We start from the raw sequence: 17,923 nt of genomic DNA, 5'->3' as shown, positions 1-17,923 counted from the left end.
TATAGAGGAGGTGGTAGTCGCATAGTTGATTAAACAAATAATCTACTACATGCTCCCACCTATAGCTATACCTGTACAATATCAGCATCACATTATCCCATTTAATTACTAATAGTATACAGATAATATGTTACATCAGATTATTGAGTTTTCCATACGGAACAAACTCATCATCGGGCTGTTGACACTAGCTTTGGTCGCTATAGGCATATACGAAGCCACCAAGCTACCTATTGATGCGCAGCCCGATATTACGGATAACCAAGTTCAGATCATCACTGTAACGCCCTCATTGGGTGCTACGGATATTGAACGTTTAGTTACATTTCCTATAGAACAGTCCAATAGTAATATCAGCGGTATTAAAGAAATCAGGAGTTTCTCTCGATTCGGACTTTCACTAGTCACTATTGTATTCGATGATAATACCGATGTCTATTGGGCTAGGCAACAGGTATCGGAGCGTTTGCAAGCTGTTCGAAGCGAAATCCCCGAAGAGATCGGAGTTCCTGAATTAGGCCCCATATCTACCGGTTTAGGCGAGATATATCAGTATGTGATACGCGCCAAAGAAGGGTACGAAGATCGTTACGATGTTACGGAATTACGTAGCATCCAGGATTGGATTGTGAGGCGTCAGCTCCTTGGTGTAAAAGGAGTTGCGGAGGTGAGTAGTTTTGGGGGCAAGCTTAAGCAATACGAGGTTGCTGTTAATTCTAACCAGTTGCAGGCCCATGGTCTGACCATCTCTGATATATTCACTGCGTTAGAAAATAACAATCAAAATACTGGTGGTGCTTATATAGAAAAAGGGCCTACCGTATTATACATCCGTAGTGAGGGACTAATTGGAAATAAAGAAGACCTGGCTGATATTGCCATAACCTCTCTAAGTGACGGTACACCTATTTTGCTGAAAGACGTTGCTGAAGTGAAAATAGGCTATGCGACACGGTATGGAGCAATGACTTATAATGATAAAGGCGAAGTATCCGGTGCTGTAGTTATGATGCTCAAAGGAGCGAATAGTAGTGAGGTCATTAAAGATGTAAAAGAACGCATCGAAAACATCAAAAAGACACTGCCGGAGGGTGTGGTGTTGGAACCATTTTTAGATCGGACGAAAATGGTAAATAATGCAATTGGTACGATAGAGACAAATCTTGCCGAGGGAGCTTTGATCGTCGTTTTCGTGTTGGTCCTGTTTCTCGGCAACTTTAGAGCAGGCTTATTGGTTGCTTCGGTTATTCCTTTATCCATGCTCTTTGCTATCATTATGATGAATCTATTTGGCGTCAGTGGCAATTTGATGAGCTTAGGTGCTTTGGATTTTGGACTGATAGTCGATGGAGCTGTCATTATTGTAGAAGCGGCTCTACATCAGCTTCATTATGATAAGAGATTTGTCGGTATCAGAGCCATTTCGCAATCAGAAATGAACAAAGAAGTAGGTACTTCAGCTACTAAGATGATCAGTAGTGCCGTGTTTGGACAGGTGATTATTCTCATCGTATACCTTCCGCTATTTACACTAGATGGTATTGAGGGCAAGATGTTTAAACCCATGGCACAGACTATAGCCTTTGCGCTGATGGGAGCTTTTATTCTTTCCTTGACCTACGTACCTATGATGACCTCCCTGATTTTAAGCAAAAAAATAAAAGGAGAGCCCACCTGGTCTGATAGGTTAATGAGACGTATTGAAGCAGGGCATCAATATTTACTGGATAAGGTGCTACACTTCCCTAAGTTGATTATCAGTGCTGTTCTTCTCCTGTTTACAGGAGCAGTTATTGTCTTATCCAATCTTGGGGGGGAGTTCATTCCTGCGCTTGAAGAGGGGGATTTTGCTGTAGATACCCGGGTGTTGACAGGAAGCAACCTTCAGACTACGATAGCATACACACAGAAAGCTGCTCACCTACTCAAAGAGCAGTACCCAGAAGTAGAAAAAGTCGTTACGAAAATAGGAAGCGGTGAGGTACCTACAGATCCGATGCCGATGGAGGCAAGTGATATGATGGTTATTTTAAAGGATAAGAAAGAATGGACTTCAGCCAGCTCATTTCCAGAATTGGCTGATAAAATGAGCAAATCTCTGGAAGTCATCCCTGGTATCAGTACCGGTTTTCAGTATCCGGTACAGATGCGGTTTAATGAGTTAATGACAGGCGCGCGTCAGGACGTCGTCTGCAAAATATTCGGAGAAGATCTAGATAGTCTTAGCCACTATGCTTCCCGTTTTGGAGAGCTTATCAAGACTGTAGAAGGAGCGCAGGACCTATATATCGAACCCATAACGGGGATGCCACAAGTTATTATTAGGTATGACCGTGGGCGTATAGCCCAATATAACCTAAACATAGCTACGGTTAATAAGATTGTAAACACGGCATTTGCTGGACAGCGTGCCGGAATGATTTATGAAGGCGAGAAGAGATTTGATCTCACCGTCCGTCTAGGGAAAAGTCAACGCGAAAATCTGGAAGACATCCGCAATCTACTGGTTCCTCTGTCTAGTGGCGGGCAGATTCCATTGTACCAGTTGGCCGATGTCACTATAGAAAATGGACCGGCCCAGATTCAGCGTGAAGATGCAAAACGAAGGATCGTTGTCGGATTTAATGTTCGTGGTCGGGATGTACAAGGAATTGTTCAGGAGCTTCAGGCTAAAGTAGATAAACGAATGAAGTTCTCTCCAGGATACTATGTCACCTATGGCGGAGCGTTCGAGAACCTGAATAAAGCAAAGGACCGATTGATGATTGCCGTTCCGATATCGCTGATTTTGATTTTTATCCTTTTGTATTTCGCCTTTCATTCCGTCAAATACAGCCTTCTGATCTATAGCGCCATTCCTTTGTCAGCTATTGGAGGTATTTATTTTTTAGCATTGCGTGGCATGCCTTTTAGTATTAGTGCAGGTGTTGGTTTCATCGCCCTATTTGGTGTAGCCGTACTCAACGGAATTGTGCTAGTGACCGAGTTCAACCGTCTCAAGGAAAATGGCGAAACTGATTTGAGCCGTATCGTTATTCGAGGTACTTGCATCCGCTTGCGTCCTGTATTGATGACTGCATTTGTAGCATCGTTTGGTTTTCTACCCATGGCTATCAGTAATGGAGCAGGGGCTGAGGTACAGCGCCCATTAGCGACAGTAGTTATTGGAGGGTTAATGGTGGCTACATTTTTAACCTTATATGTCCTTCCTGTTCTATACATTTTGTTCGAGCGGTTCGACTTTTCCAAAATAAAATCACGTTTTGGTAAGCGGACATTGGCTGTTTTCTTTCTTGCAGGGATCAGCCTAAGTCTCTATGCCCAGAGTATCTCATTGGATAAAGCATTAGAAATGACCGCGGGCAATAACCTGTCTACCAAAAGCCAATCCTTACTGGCCGAATATCATGCAAAGCGAATCGCTACAGCGAATAGCCTTCCACAGGCGGCTCTGCGTACGACATTTGGAAAAATCAACGGGACGGCTTTCGATAACAATATCGGTCTATCACAATCTATCAGCTTTCCGACCGTATATACGCATCAAAGAAGGGTATTACGTGCAGAGTGGGATTCGGCTGTTATCGGTGTAGACCTTAGTATCCTTGAGGTCAAAAGAAATGTAACGGAGCTATTTTATTACATCCTCGTGTTACGCGAAAAAGAGAACATGTTAAAACAGCTGGATCATGTATATGCCTACTTTTTGAAAAACGCTGATTTACAGTTGGAAAAAGGAGTGAGCAATCAGTTGGAGCGAAACACAGCTGTGGTACAACGCGAGAATATTCTCGTCCAGTGCAAAATGTTATCCGCGACAATTGAAACAGCCAAGATTCAGTTACAGTTATTATTGAATAGTGATACCTGTTATGAACCTTCAGCGTCTGATATAACCTATAAGGTAGCGATAGGTGGCTCTGATCTAGTCTTGGCCGGGCATCCTCAGTTGTTATTGCAAGTCCAAGAGATCGAAAAATCAAAAGCAAATGTAAGATTAGAGAAATCAAGGCTTTTGCCGGAGTTGTCTGTGGGGTATTTTAACCAAAGCTTTAAGGAACTAAATCGTGGTCGATTTAGTTCAGTAGAGGTAGGGATCGGTATTCCTCTATTTTACGGGGGACAAAAAGCGCAGATTAGAGCCGAGGAGCAAAAAGTAAGATATGCCGAAAGCGAGCTTTATACAAAAAAGAAGCAATTGGAGAGTGAATATGCTGGACTGTTGCAACAATTTAAGACTCAACTCGCTGTAGTGACTGTATTTGAGCATACTCAATTGCCTACTGCTAGACAAATAACTGCTCTTTCCCAGGAACAATTTAAAAACGGGGAGATCAATTATCTAGAATGGGTAATGCTCAATAATCAGGCTGTTCAGATACAGAACGACTATTACGATGCTGTACTGCGGTTCAATCAGACTGCGATTCAAATCCAATATATCATTTCAAAATAAACAAACGATGAAATATTTAGCAAGTATTTTAATAACCCTACTATTCTATGGTTGCGTTGGCAAGCAGGTAACAGATGAATCTCCCGAAGCTTCAGAAGCAGAAAATATCCTTGAGCTTTCGGACGCTCAATTGGCATCTTTTACGCTCTCCTCTACCATGATACAGGAAAAGAAAATAACACAGACACTTAGATTAAATGGTAAAATAGAGGTGCCACCACAAAACTTAGTTTCTGTGAGCAGTGCATTGGGTGGCTATGTCAAATCGACCAGGTTATTACCCGGGATGTTTTTTAAAAAGGGAGAAGCTATTGCAGAATTAGAGGACAATCAGTTTATCCAGCTTCAGCAGGATTACCTCGTTGCTAAAAATCAAATAGAAAATGCTGAAGCAGAATATCTTCGTCAGCGTGATTTAAATCAGAGTAAGGCTAGTAGTGATAAAGTATATCTACAGGCTAAAGCCGACTATCAGACACTATTGATCAACCTACAGGCATTAGCTCAAAAACTAAAACTCATTCATATCAATCCAGATCAGTTGACGGTTCATAATATTAAGCAGACGATACCGCTCTATGCGCCATTTGATGGATTCGTGTCGCAAGTATTCGTCAATACTGGTAAATACGTGTCACCATCAGAGGTTCTGTTTGAATTAGTGAACCCCTCCGATTTACATCTCAATCTAAAAGTATTTGAAAAAGACTGGGGCAAGATAAAAGTCGGTCAACAGTTGACTGCATATACCAATAGTGAGCCAGGAAGGACTTATGCGGGACAGGCTATTCTCATTGGAAAAAACATATCGACCGATAGGACTGTCGATGTTCGCGTCCGTCTTAATGGAGGAGGATCAACCCTTATTCCAGGGATGTATATGAATGCTGATGTCGTAATTCCAGAAAGCACGGCTTTTGCGCTTCCAGAAGAAAGCGTAGTTGATTTTGAAGGAGGCAAGTATGTTTTTGAGATAATAGATAAAAATAAGTTCAAAATGAGGAGTGTACAATGTGGAGAGCAAGGCGATGGTTGGATTTCGATTACTAACAGCGAGCAGTTGGACAAAAAGAAAATTGCAGTGCAGGGAGCATACACCTTACTAATGGCACTAAAGAACAAAGGCGAAGAGTAATATGAAGATAGGAATTGTTTTTATCGCTTTATGCAGTACTATCTTACTGCAGGCACAGTCTTATACCGTAATTGATTCGCTTCAGAAAGGTATTGACCTCAATAAGGCTTATCATTTTTCGGTCAAGAAGCTTATTATTCCCTCAGTATTCGTGTCGTATGGGGTAGCGAGTCTTATTAGCCCCGCGCTAAAGGAGCTTAATCAATCCACCCGATACGAGAGTAGTGAACATATTAGACCCGGAGCGAAGATTGATAATTATTCACAATACGCACCGGCAGTGGCTGTCTACGCTCTAAATTTAGCCGGGGTAAAAGGTATGCATGGTTTCAAGGATAGGACTATTATTTATGCGACTTCTCAGCTTCTAGTTGCATCGCTTGTGCTTCCGACCAAGCATTTTGTGGGTGAAGAGCGTCCGGATGGATCCAACAGATTATCTTTTCCTTCGGGACACACAGCCACTGCTTTTTCATCCGCACAGTTTCTTTATAGAGAGTATCGCGATCAGAACTTTTGGTTAAGTATCTCTGGATATCCTATTGCTGCCGCCACTGGAATGTACCGCGTCTTTAACGATAGGCATTGGGTTGGCGATGTAGTGGCAGGCGCAGGTATCGGAATATTATCTACAGAGGCAGCTTATTGGCTTTTCCCAACAATATCAAAGTTATTCTCCTCCAAATCAGAATACCATAGTTCGTTGTTGGTTCTTCCAGTTTATCAGTCTAGGAAGATGGGATTGACTGTATTGAAGACCTTTTGATGGTATAGTCAGCATATGCAGATGATTCAGAAAACAATAGCTTATACTTTAAAGTCACTTGGTATTATCCAGGTGACTTTGTTTTTATTTGAACAATGATATAATCTCATCAACCGTTACCTTGCCAAAATAAGCGGAAAGATCTAATGAACTTAGAAGAGTTCGAATGTCGTCCTCATTGTGGTTCATACCGATCAACTTTTTTTCTAAATCCTCAATCGGTTTCGAAGCAAAGAAGTCCCCAAAGATTTTGACTCCATCAATAGTTCCTCCCTGCAAAACGTCCAGGTGAAGTTCGATGTAGCCAGCCGGAATTTTAATCGCATTATTAAAGTTATACTTCGGAGAGAACCCAAAGTTCCAATCCCATGTGCTGTATTTATCGTTGACCAGTATTTCAACTGCTTTGACGTCTTCTTCTGTTAGTTCGTATAGCGTTGTTCCGGGATTGTCAACTATCATCTGATTGATGAGGGCTTGCTTCAAATCCTCAATAGTAATGGAGCTGGAAACATATTCTTTAAGGTTTACCACCCGAGAACGGTTTGATTTTACAGCCTTATCTTTATATTTTAAAGGATTTATTTTTAAGGCATCCGATAATACACTCATATCTGAATCAAATAATATGGTACCATGCTGAATCATTTTTCCACGCTTTGCTAATTTCGCATTACCACTGAACTTTTTACCATCTACCAATAAATCATTGCGTCCTTGCAGTTGACCGGGAATATTAAATTGCAGTAGAACATTCAGCACCGGTTGTGTAAATGTTGCAAAATCCAAAAACTCATTCTCCTTCCATTTGGTATGGAAGGAGAAGTTTAAATTTCCTAAGTCATGATAGACAGCTCCCCCTCCAGACATACGGCGTACCACCTTAATGTTCTTTTCCTTTAGATAATCCAAATTGACTTCCGCCAAGGTGTTTTGAAACTTTCCGACGATTATCGAAGGAGCGTTAATATAGAGTAAAAATATAGCCTGCGTGGGGTATTTATACAATAAGTATTCTTCTAAAGCAATATTGAAATAAGCATCGTTAGAAGGTGAGTCGATAATAATCATGTCCTTGTCTATTTGGTTCAAATCTACTTAAAATATCTTCTCAATTAACCGTTGGTTTGGATGTCGGTTTATAGTGTCTCTGTTCCCTTTGTTTGAATTGCTTTAATAATCCATTCTTCAAAAGTGCGCCAGGATTTTAACTCATCAGAAGTCGTTGCATATTCTTCAATTGGGTACTCATGACAAAAAACGTCGTAGTTTTTCTCCTTTTTTCTAGTAGTACAAAATCCCATCCAATCCCCCATAGAACAATGTGTTCCAATCATTAGATAATCATCAATTATTGTTTCGCCCGCTTCTTTTATTTCTTGTTGAATGAGTTGATTGTATTCTTTAAGCTCAGCTAAGTTGTATATTTCAAAACCGGGGAAATAGTCATTGATAAAGAATTGGCCACTTCCTATTTCTGCTAAAAAGTGATAATATGCTGGAGGTAGCAAATTATTGGTCAGTACTTTAATCGCTATTAATTCTTCCTCTGATAGGGGATGGATGTTGAACCTTAATTGTTCTGTTTCGATGATTTCTAGCCCATTTGCCCATTTAGAAGTAGATAGAGATACTTCATTTTTAATAATCCATTCTTTCAGAATTTCTAAGGAATTGAATAGTTCCGCTGTCATTAGAGTTGTTTTAAAGTGATAAAGAAGGATCTAAAGAGCTAATTAGTTCATTTTTTTATTATTTCGTTGTCCAGCTTATAATAATCAGTATCCACTATGTTCCAGATTACTACCGATTCCAAATATCAATAAAAGGGATATTAATATATACTTCATAATCATAAAATGCATTTTAAAACATAGCAGTATTGCCTTACACCAGCTTAATGGTAAAAATAGTGAAAAATTCCATGCTTATTTAGAGATCATTGTCGATAGTTCTCATTGCTGGGAGTGTATTGTCCGTATCAGGTTTAGTGAATAGCTTAATTTACAGAGCTCACATAGCGGTCAAACAAATCCCTTCGCAAGATGTTCTTTATAAAGTCAAAACCAAATAATAATGAAACAGTTCTTTACTATTTTATTACCATGCCTTGTCGCAATGTCAAGCTGTAAGCAGGCTAAACAGCATGCTGATGTGATTTATTACGGCGGTACTATATTGACGATGGAAGATAGCCTGCCTTCCGCTCAGGCTCTTGCCGTTGAGAACGGACGTATTATTTTTGTAGGTTCGAAAGAAGGAGTGCAGGATTATATAGGGAAAAATACCCGGAAATTTGATCTTAAAGGACATACGCTGATGCCTGGGTTTATTGATGCTCATGGACATATTACCTCTCGTGCTGGAATGATACAAACGGTAGATCTATCGCCATCACCTTACGGTACAGTAAATAGCATACCTGATCTGCAAAAAGCATTAAAAAGCTATATGGCAGATATTTCTAAGACTGAGAGCCCAATCATGGGGAATGGATACGATGACGCAATAATGGTTGAGCATCGACACCCAACACGTCAAGAGCTTGATGAAGTCAGTACAACGAGGCCTATAATCATTATTCATGCTTCTGGTCATTCCAGTGTAGCCAATAGTGCGATGCTTCGCTTGCTGAATATTTCAGAGGAAATACAAGATCCTATAGGAGGCCACTATGGTAGAGACTCCAACCATCGGTTAAATGGCAAATTGGAAGAGAATGCTAGTTTTGCAGCTCTGATGAAATTACCTCAGCTCATGCCTGTGTCAAAAAATGAAAAAGGAGTTTCGCAGGAGTTGTCCGATTTTTTGAAAGCTCAGGACGAGTGGTTGAGCTATGGACAGACAACCATTTGCGATGGACGTACGATGGGAGTGGGGGTGGATCTATTACAGGAAGTTGCAGAAAGGAAGCTTTTGAAAGCGGATATTGTCTATTTTCCAGATTTTGAAGCTAACAAAAAGCAGTGGCAGACTTTTGTGCCGGACTATATGAAATATAAAAATAGACTGAAATTTGGCGGTTTTAAATTCTCAAATGATGGTTCTCCTCAGGCAAAAACGGCTTGGCTCACTATACCATACTGGATACCTCCAGAGGGCGAGGATAAAACATATAAAGGCTTTCCGATCTTTACAGATGAGCAGCTCTATGAAGACCTCAAAACAATATTTGGAGAAGGTATTACAGCACAGCTTCATGTCAATGGGGACGCGGCCATAGATCAAGCATTGCGTGTTATAGGCAAGCTGAAAGAAGAAGGAGTATATAATGATACCCTAAGGGCCACGTTGATACACGTGCAAAACAGTAGACCCGACCACATCCATAAAATAGTAGAAGTAGGCCTCATACCCTCTTATTTCTCATCACATGTGTACCTCTGGGGCGATTGGCACTATAATAGCGTTTTTGGCCCCCAGCGTGCAGCGTTTCTAAGTCCAGCCCGTGCTGCTCAGGATGCAGACTTACCATTTACTATCCATCACGATGCACCAGTCACTCCACCGGATTTAATGACGGGGGTATTTGCTGCGGTGAATAGAACTACACGTACGGGGAGATTATTAGGGGGTGATCAGCGTATAGTTGTGTTGGAGGCTTTGAAGGCCATAACGATACATGCCGCATATCAATATCACGAAGAAGACGGTAAAGGTTCATTAAAAAAAGGGAAGTTGGCTGATTTAGTCATCTTAGATCAAAATCCGTTGACGATAGACCCTTCCGCATTGCGGTCTATACAGGTATTGGAAACTATTAAAGAAGGAACAACAGTTTATAGAAAGTGACATGTTTATTGATCTATTCCAAGTTTACTTTGGAACGGCTTTTTTGTAGCCTATGTTATGTTTCCACTTGTTTACGTGCAATTTGTAATGAATGCCTTCATATATTTCTGATTTTCTTGTTATACACGTGCATTTTTTAGAAATTTGAATATGGCATTATTGATTACTTTGGAAAACGTTCATAAGCTTTACGATATTGACCGATCTAGTAAAATGGAGGGGTTGGTTATCCTGCGGCAGTCAAATGATTCTGACCAAAACTATACTAACCATAGTCGTTTGTTTGATGGCTTATTGTTGGCATTTATGGTACAGGGTACGATGAAAGCTCGGATACATTTTCTGGAATACACGATTAATGCAGGCGATATTGCTGTGTTGCAACCTCAGTTGATGATCGAGACAGAGGAGTTAAGCGATGATGCCGAGATTATAACAATTGGACTTTCATTAGATTTCCTAACTAATTTTCCGGTTCTGCGTGATTTTGTTATGAATGATCAAGTGAGATGGCAGCCTGTTGTCAGACTTGATTCGGATGAAATTAAGCTACAGATAGAATTAGTAGACTTGTTGCAGGCTTTTTATGATAAAAAGCAGAGTCATCAAAAAACAGCGATGCTACAGCATCTTGTAGCGGTTCTTATGTGCATGATTTCTGAAAAGTATACCCGTTCCAGTGATAAAGACAGCAGAGTAAAAAATCGTACACACCAACTGATTGATGAGTTTTATTCACTCATATCACGATATGCACATCAGGAGCGGAGTGTAACGTTCTATGCCGAAAAGTTAAGTCTTACCCCGCAGTATCTCACTACGTTTTTAAAACAAAATACAGGGCGATCCGTCCTTCAGTGGGTTGATCAAATGACCGTTCTTCATGCTAAAACGTTGCTCAAATCAACAAATTTATCAATTAAGCAAATAAGCAGTGAGCTCAATTTTGGTGATACAAGTTTATTCTGTAGGTTTTTCAAGCGGTTAACCGGCCTGTCTCCCAGAAGCTATAGGAATAATATATAGCAGATAGAGACTCGGTGCATCGGCATGGTGTACGATGCGAACCTTACAAATTGGATGAAAGTCCCAAGATATAGAAAGAAAGAGCTTTCAGATGCTGTTTACTTTTACAGCATGAAAGCAAAATCAACGAAAGCTACAATTGGCTTTATATTTATCACTCTATTAATTGATATTACAGGATGGGGAATTATACTTCCTGTTGTCCCTAAACTCATTAAAGAATTAATTCATGCTGACATTAGTGAGGCAGCTACTTATGGTGGATGGTTAGCGTTTGCATATGCATTCACACAGTTTATCTGTTCACCTATTATTGGTAATCTTAGTGATCAATACGGACGGCGCCCCATTATTCTGATTTCCCTCTTCGGTTTTGCAATAGATTATATCTTTTTGGCCCTGGCCCTTTCCATTGGGTGGCTATTTTTGGGACGGGTCATTGCAGGTGTGACCGGAGCCAGTATGTCGACAGCCAGTGCATACATCGCTGATATATCTACGGATGAAAATAGGACCAAGAATTTTGGAATGATAGGAGCTGCCTTGGGACTGGGCTTTGTAATAGGACCGGTGATAGGGGGAATACTTGGTCATTACGGTGCAAGAGTCCCCTTCTACACAGCGGCAGTGCTTTGCTTTTTAAACTTCCTGTATGGTTACTTTGTTCTGCCCGAAAGCCTGAGTTCAGACCGTCGCCGTTCATTTGATTGGAAGCGGGCGAATCCTATCGGTTCGTTTAAGTTCTTAGCGAGACATCCACAGATCTCGGGGTTGGTGGTAGCACTATTCCTCACTCATATTGGACTACATGCAGTACAAAGCAATTGGCATTTTTTTACCATGTACCAGTTTGGTTGGACAGAACGGACAGTAGGCTTATCTCTGGGGCTTCTCGGCCTATGTTTGGGCCTAGTGCAAGGGATATTGATTCGATGGACAACACCTCGATTGGGCGAAGAGCGAAGCATCTATTATGGATTATTATTTTACGCCATAGGCTTGTTATTGTTCGCGTTTGCAGGACAGGGATGGATGATGTTTGTATTTCTTATTCCGTACAGTCTAGGAGGGATATGCGGACCTGCACTTCAGTCTGTCATTACGAAGAGTGTTCCTGCTAATGAGCAGGGGGAATTACAAGGATCTTTAACAAGTTTGGCAAGTGCTACCTCAATTGTAGGACCACCGATTATGACTCATCTCTTTTACTATTTTACACAGGATAATGCTCCTTTTATATTTGCTGGAGCCCCATTTTTATTGGCTTTTATTCTAATAGCAATAAGTGTGATTATTGTTGTTTATTTATTTCGACGAATATAGCTTTAACCCAAGAGAGTTTAGTTCTTGTCGATATACTGAACGAATGGAAGGACATCAGGATAAAAACTATTGTCCTTCCATTTTTTATATCCATCTTGCATACAGTGTCCACAGGGACGATAATCAGTATTTAATGCTTCCCGTTCCGATGCAAAGAATACTCTGTTTTCCCGTTTCATACGCTTGCCCGATGTACAATTTAATGTACCGTAAATTTTTAGTTTCTTGTTACCTGCCCAGCGAATTTTTCCTTTTCGGATTTTTGCTCTCAGTTTCCAATCTGTGATATCAATATGCCATATCATTTGTTAACTGATTGCATCATGAAAAATAATTCCCAGCGCATACCGTTCACCTGTTTTGATTTCACTTACACCATGTTTCATACTGATGCGATAGTAACCTCTCGTACCTTTTTCCGGCTTAAAGTTCGTCGTAAAGATCACCGCGTCGCCTTTTCTTGGTCTCAAGACGATAGCTTTGGATTGCGCCCTAGGCACTTGTTGCGTCAAAACGAATTCACCCCCTGTAAAGTCTTTATCTGGTTCGTTGAGCATTAAAACCATCTGGATCGGAAAATAAACATCCCCATATAGATCTTGATGTAATGTGTTGAAGCCCCCCTTGCCATACTTCAAGATCAAAACAGTTGCTTTTTGTTGTCCATTCTGATGGCATTGCTCTAATAACTTCGTATGTTCCAGAGGAAATTTGGTCTCCATATTCAATACCCTGAACCAAGTATTGGCAATTGGAGCGAGTTTTGCGTACACCGTTGTTCTCAGGTTATGAATCAGATCAGGAAGTGGATAGTTAAAATATTTATACACCCCCATTCCAAAGCGATGGCGTTCCATTATGACCGTTTTTCTATAGGCATGAGGATTGTCATATTCTGACTTCAGTTTCTCGCAATCTGTGTCAGATATTAAATCCGGGATAATAGCATAGCCATTTTCGTGTATGTGTTCAGTAACAGTCTGCCAGTCTATTTCTTCTATTTTCTGTATAATACTATTCATCTTTTTTGTCGTAATGCAAATTTCAGAAAACATAGATAAGCCTACAATCCGAAACTTGCTATATTTTAAATTTACGGTTAGAATGGTGTAATTTCCGCTATAGAACAGGCCAGTGGCTCCAAAGGTGATAAAAGCAAGAGTACCCGACAATGTTCCATCATTTAGAGCGTTAATCAGTCGGGAAATTTGTTTTTATGAATCGTTTATCGTAATATTGCGATATAATAACTCGTGTTAAAATGGGAACTACTAAAACAAGTCATTTCACCGAGCATCAGAATCGGATTGCTAATATTGCCAAAGCTTTGGGACACCCAGCTCGTGTTGCTATAATAGAGTACCTATTAAAGGTCAATACCTGTATATGTAGTGATATCGTAGACGAATTACCCTTAGCCCAGTCCACTATCTCGCAACATCTCAAAGAGTTAAAGAATGCAGGGCTTATTAAAGGTGAAATAGAAGGAACATCTATATGTTATTGTATTGATGAGAAAACATTCCAAGTACTTAAAAGCTATTTTTCAAATGTCGTGTTAACAGCCAACAACCAGTGCTGTTAAACCAATTGAGTAGATGCTTATTTTTGCGCACAAATACATCGTTATATTACGATTGGTTAAATACACATACATACTATGAAACTATCAGAAATCAAACAGATCTTACCAACATTAGACAATGTTGAGTTCCAATTAGAAGACGGATCATTTGTCCCTGAGCACTTCCATGTTACCGAAGTAGGGCAGGTCAATAAACACTTCATCGATTGTGGAGGTGTGACGCGAACCGAAAATACGATCAACTTCCAGCTATGGAATGCCGATGACTATGAACACAGATTAAAGCCAGGTAAGTTATTGCATATTATCGAGTTGTCAGAAAAGAAACTTAATATAGGAGATTTTGAAATAGAGGTTGAATATCAAAGTACGACAATAGGAAAATATGGATTAGACTTCAATGGAAAAACATTCATTTTGACCAACAAAACTACCGCTTGTCTAGCTGAAGACGCCTGTGGTATCCCTAGCAAGTTGAATGTTGTCGCCTCACAGTCCAGTAGTTGTGCATCAGGTTCCGGTTGCTGTTAATTAAAGATAGCGATGTATCCAAAGTTAGCCGATACCATTTCTTTTATTCAGAAAAGGAATATCAACCAAGGACGTATAGCCATCTTACGTCCCTTGGTTGAATACATACAACAGAAAGTAAATGCCGGGACTGCTATCAATCTCAACTTTATCTGTACACATAATTCTAGACGTAGCCATCTATGCCAGGTTTGGGCCCAGATCGCCGCAGGCTATTATCAGACCGGCCATGTTTACTGTTATTCCGGTGGTACAGAGGAGACGGCACTCTATCCCCAGATTGCAAAAACACTTGAAGATGCAGGGCTCCAAGTAAAACGTATTTCTCAAGGTCCAAACCCCGTCTATATTCTTAAGTATGACAGCAATGCGTTGCCTGTAATAGGTTTTTCCAAAAAATACGATGACCTGTTCAATCCTACTTCTGCCTTTGCAGCCATCATGACCTGTTCACAGGCCGATGGTGGATGCCCATTTATTGCTGGAACAGAAGAAAGGATACCTATTACTTACGAAGACCCTAAAATATCTGACGGTACGGCCCTGCAGACTGACGTTTATAAAAATAGGAGCTTAGAGATTGCGGCAGAAATGTTCTATGTCTTTTCACAAATCAAATAACCAATACGTTATGCAGGTAAAAATGAAATTTCTAGATCGTTATCTCACCTTGTGGATCTTTCTAGCTATGGGAATAGGGATATTGATAGGGAATATATTTCCGGGTATTTCCGAAGTGATGGATGATATGTCCGTCGGCGCCACCAATATCCCCTTAGCTATCGGATTGATAGTGATGATGTATCCCCCATTGGCTAAAGTAAATTACAGTTTACTACCATTAGCATTTAAGGATAAGAAAGTACTTAGTCTCTCGCTTATACTGAACTGGATTGTAGGTCCCATCTTAATGTTCATTCTTGCTTTTCTGTTTTTAAGAGACGAACCTGATTACATGATCGGTCTCATACTGATTGGTTTAGCTCGCTGTATAGCGATGGTTATCGTATGGAATGATCTGGCAAAAGGAAATAGAGAATATGCAGCCCTCCTAATCGCATTAAACAGCATTTTTCAGGTATTATTTTACAGTATATTCGTTTGGCTGTTTATCAATGTATTACCCGCATACTTTGGTTTGGCTGACTATGCAGTATCTATAGAGATGAACGAGGTCATAAAGAGCGTATTGATATACCTAGGGGTTCCTTTCTTTGCAGGATTTTTAAGCTATAAATACTTATCCAAAGTAAAGGGCGAGAATTGGTACAGCCGAAAGTTTATTCCATTTATATCTCCGTTCACTTTATATGCTCTGTTATTCACAATTGTACTGATGTTTAGTTTGAAGGGCGAACAGATTGTGGAGCTTCCTCTGCAGGTGATGAAAGTCGCCATACCCCTAGTTATTTATTTTGTACTTATGTTCTTTGTCAGTTTTTTCATTAACAGATCTATGAATGTAGATTACGAGAAGAATGCGGCAATATCTTTTACTGCCACAGGCAATAATTTTGAATTAGCTATCGCTGTAGCGATAGCGGTCTTCGGAATACATTCTCCGCAGGCGTTTGTTGGTGTTATAGGTCCGTTGATAGAGGTGCCTGTATTGATTCTCTTAGTAAGAGCGAGTCTGTGGCTACGGACGAAATACTATCAATAGAAGTAGAAACTCCTTAGGAATATAATTATTACTGAATTTATTATTCGGGAAATAGGTTTATACAACAGAGTTTATAAAAAATCTATCCTGCAATTTATTTTCTCTCCTTGCAATAAATAGGATAAAGGACAGGGCATATCCATAAGGTTCATTATTACGTTCTTTAAAAAAATATCAAATAGGGATTCCCATTCAATTCTGTCAAAATAAAAAGATACACTCTGTCAGTATTGGCTCGAATGACTTTCATTATACCGGCATGATCGATTTAAATTATTTAAAATACTTGAAATAATTATCTGAAATTGGGGTTAGAAACGTACAATCGTTGAGGAATAGATCGAACTCATTGTATTCTGGCTTAGAAATGCCTATTTGTTTCCTATTGGATTAACAAGTAGAAGCAGATAAAATCAAATTTTTATTATACATTTAAATCGGTTAAAAACGGGCTACTCATTCAAAAGACCTCGCGCAAATGAAAAAAAAGACTTACCTCATCATAGGAATATCGCTATTTGTTATTGTAGCGGCAGCTGGATACTTTATTCTTCTCGGTGCATTAAGTGGTATGGGCAATCCCACGGGGGGACGCGGTCCTGATTATCCTTATTTTATTACCACTGAATCTACAGCTGTTAAAAATATTGTTGTACCAAAAGGCACAAAACTGACTTACGAAGAGCACTTTTGGAAGGAAGGGCAACAAGAGAAGTTAATGAATGAAAAAGAGATTATGTATATAGAATTGCCTGAAGGTCAAACGGTAGATTGGGGTGGTGTTCCTGTATATATGTTTGTGAAATTTGCGAATACCGAAATGTTAGGGTTCTCTGTATATCCCGATTTTGAGCAGTTAAGTGATGATAAAATAACGAAGTTTTCAGAATTATGGCAAAGCTGTCAAAGTGATTTGGGAATTCTGGTGAAAAATACAGACGACTGGGCTTTTAGTCCCCAAAATATAATGGACATCAGCAGTTGTAGTGTAAACTATCAGCGTTTTTTCAAAGATGATATAAAACAACAGCACTTTCTAGATTCATTATACAGCGAACTCAAAGCAAGTAAATAGAATCTTTCACAGCGCCTAGAAAAATAGCTAATACTATGAACATTGAACTAAAAGCAATCTGTAGCATTATACTTCTTTTGATGGGATCTTGTAGTATCTTCAAAAAACAGCAGTCTCAAAAGGACTATGTTGTAGCAAAGGCCACAGATGTTGAGTATCAGAATAGTGTAGATAACACTTGGTCCGAATTTCAACCTTTTACTGTAGATAGAATAGATGGCTTCTATGCAGTTGTTTCGTTTACCGGACCTTATCCTTTTAGAGATGTGGTGCTGGGAGATTATCCATTGATTGCCAGACACGAGATCAAGGAAGCAAAAGCTGATGTAGAAAAATACCAAAGCCATCCTGTAGTACGAATTGAGTTAACCAAGGAGGGAGCAAGCAAATTCGAGAAAGCGACAGAAGAAAATATAGGAAAGCCCATTGCCATTGTCATTGGAGGTCAGGTAATGTCCATGCCTGTCGTACAAGGGATTATTTCAGGCGGTAAAATTGATATTTCAGGATCGTTTTCAATGATAGAAGTTATGCGAATCGCAAAAATTCTAAATACGAAGTAAGTAAAGCC

At 39.9% G+C, this 17,923-nt stretch carries 16 protein-coding genes; 12 read left to right on the top strand and 4 right to left on the bottom strand.

The annotated features are described in order from the left end of the window. Window positions 1-127 precede the first annotated feature (127 nt). Genes JKG64_RS06620 through JKG64_RS06610 form a run of 3 tightly spaced genes read left to right on the top strand, consistent with a single transcriptional unit; the run spans window position 128 to window position 6,357 of the window. A complete protein-coding gene (locus JKG64_RS06620) occupies window positions 128-4,456 on the top strand; it encodes a CusA/CzcA family heavy metal efflux RND transporter (protein ID WP_210353533.1) in 4,329 nt (1,442 codons plus the stop codon). A 7-nt stretch (window positions 4,457-4,463) separates the two neighbouring features. Then, window positions 4,464-5,591, top strand: coding sequence for an efflux RND transporter periplasmic adaptor subunit (locus tag JKG64_RS06615; RefSeq protein WP_210353532.1), 1,128 nt, complete (start codon window positions 4,464-4,466; stop codon window positions 5,589-5,591). A gap of 1 nt (window position 5,592) precedes the next feature. Then, window positions 5,593-6,357, top strand: coding sequence for a phosphatase PAP2 family protein (locus tag JKG64_RS06610; RefSeq protein ID WP_210353531.1), 765 nt, complete (start codon window positions 5,593-5,595; stop codon window positions 6,355-6,357). Window positions 6,358-6,441: 84 nt separating this feature from the next. Here the strand turns inward: JKG64_RS06610 and JKG64_RS06605 are convergent, their stop codons facing one another. Both JKG64_RS06605 and JKG64_RS06600 read right to left on the bottom strand, forming a co-directional pair. Next, window positions 6,442-7,428, bottom strand: a complete 987-nt coding sequence (locus JKG64_RS06605) for a lipoate--protein ligase (protein ID WP_210353530.1) — start codon at window positions 7,426-7,428, stop codon at window positions 6,442-6,444. A 68-nt stretch (window positions 7,429-7,496) separates the two neighbouring features. Further along, complete coding sequence (locus JKG64_RS06600; RefSeq protein WP_210353529.1) at window positions 7,497-8,051, bottom strand: SMI1/KNR4 family protein; 555 nt, start codon at window positions 8,049-8,051, stop codon at window positions 7,497-7,499. A gap of 382 nt (window positions 8,052-8,433) precedes the next feature. Here JKG64_RS06600 and JKG64_RS06595 point away from each other — a divergent pair, with 382 nt between their 5' ends. The 3 genes from JKG64_RS06595 (at window position 8,434) to JKG64_RS06585 (ending at window position 12,498) form a co-directional block, all read left to right on the top strand. Beyond that, window positions 8,434-10,149 (top strand): amidohydrolase, encoded by a 1,716-nt coding sequence (locus tag JKG64_RS06595; protein WP_210353528.1) that lies wholly within the window; start codon window positions 8,434-8,436, stop codon window positions 10,147-10,149. Window positions 10,150-10,299: 150 nt separating this feature from the next. Then, entirely contained in the window at window positions 10,300-11,175 is an 876-nt protein-coding gene (locus JKG64_RS06590) for an AraC family transcriptional regulator (protein ID WP_210353527.1), read from the top strand. A gap of 111 nt (window positions 11,176-11,286) precedes the next feature. Continuing rightward, the gene (locus JKG64_RS06585; RefSeq protein ID WP_210353526.1) at window positions 11,287-12,498 is read left to right on the top strand and encodes a TCR/Tet family MFS transporter; all 1,212 of its coding nucleotides are present in this window, start codon (window positions 11,287-11,289) and stop codon (window positions 12,496-12,498) included. A 17-nt stretch (window positions 12,499-12,515) separates the two neighbouring features. On the opposite strand, the gene JKG64_RS06580 is transcribed toward JKG64_RS06585, so the two are convergent. Both JKG64_RS06580 and JKG64_RS06575 read right to left on the bottom strand, forming a co-directional pair. Further along, window positions 12,516-12,803 carry an Ada metal-binding domain-containing protein gene (locus JKG64_RS06580; RefSeq protein ID WP_210353525.1) on the bottom strand — a complete coding sequence of 96 codons (288 nt, stop codon included), beginning with the start codon at window positions 12,801-12,803 and terminating at the stop codon, window positions 12,516-12,518. A gap of 3 nt (window positions 12,804-12,806) precedes the next feature. Next, window positions 12,807-13,520 (bottom strand): 2OG-Fe(II) oxygenase, encoded by a 714-nt coding sequence (locus JKG64_RS06575; protein ID WP_210353524.1) that lies wholly within the window; start codon window positions 13,518-13,520, stop codon window positions 12,807-12,809. Window positions 13,521-13,759: 239 nt separating this feature from the next. Between JKG64_RS06575 and JKG64_RS06570 the strand changes: the two genes are divergently transcribed. The 6 genes from JKG64_RS06570 to JKG64_RS06545 all read left to right on the top strand — a co-directional run bounded on the left by JKG64_RS06570 (window position 13,760) and on the right by JKG64_RS06545 (window position 17,915). Then, window positions 13,760-14,083 (top strand): ArsR/SmtB family transcription factor, encoded by a 324-nt coding sequence (locus JKG64_RS06570; protein ID WP_210353523.1) that lies wholly within the window; start codon window positions 13,760-13,762, stop codon window positions 14,081-14,083. Between the two features lie 75 nt (window positions 14,084-14,158). Beyond that, on the top strand, window positions 14,159-14,614 hold the full coding sequence (locus JKG64_RS06565; protein WP_210353522.1) for a DUF6428 family protein: 456 nt from the start codon (window positions 14,159-14,161) through the stop codon (window positions 14,612-14,614). A 12-nt stretch (window positions 14,615-14,626) separates the two neighbouring features. Continuing rightward, on the top strand, window positions 14,627-15,235 hold the full coding sequence (locus tag JKG64_RS06560; RefSeq protein WP_210353521.1) for a low molecular weight phosphatase family protein: 609 nt from the start codon (window positions 14,627-14,629) through the stop codon (window positions 15,233-15,235). Window positions 15,236-15,245: 10 nt separating this feature from the next. Continuing rightward, a complete protein-coding gene (gene arsB, locus JKG64_RS06555; protein ID WP_210353520.1) occupies window positions 15,246-16,277 on the top strand; it encodes an ACR3 family arsenite efflux transporter in 1,032 nt (343 codons plus the stop codon). A 478-nt stretch (window positions 16,278-16,755) separates the two neighbouring features. After that, window positions 16,756-17,352: a hypothetical protein gene (locus JKG64_RS06550; protein ID WP_210353519.1), complete on the top strand. Its 597-nt coding sequence runs from the start codon at window positions 16,756-16,758 to the stop codon at window positions 17,350-17,352. 35 nt (window positions 17,353-17,387) lie between these two features. After that, complete coding sequence (locus JKG64_RS06545; protein WP_210353518.1) at window positions 17,388-17,915, top strand: SecDF P1 head subdomain-containing protein; 528 nt, start codon at window positions 17,388-17,390, stop codon at window positions 17,913-17,915. Window positions 17,916-17,923: the final 8 nt, after the last annotated feature.

This window comes from Sphingobacterium tabacisoli, from assembly GCF_017908035.1.
In the GTDB taxonomy this organism is placed as follows: Bacteria; Bacteroidota; Bacteroidia; order Sphingobacteriales; family Sphingobacteriaceae; genus Sphingobacterium; species Sphingobacterium tabacisoli.
Note: the sequence above shows the minus strand (reverse complement) of the source record. Positions and strands in the feature narration are given on the sequence as shown.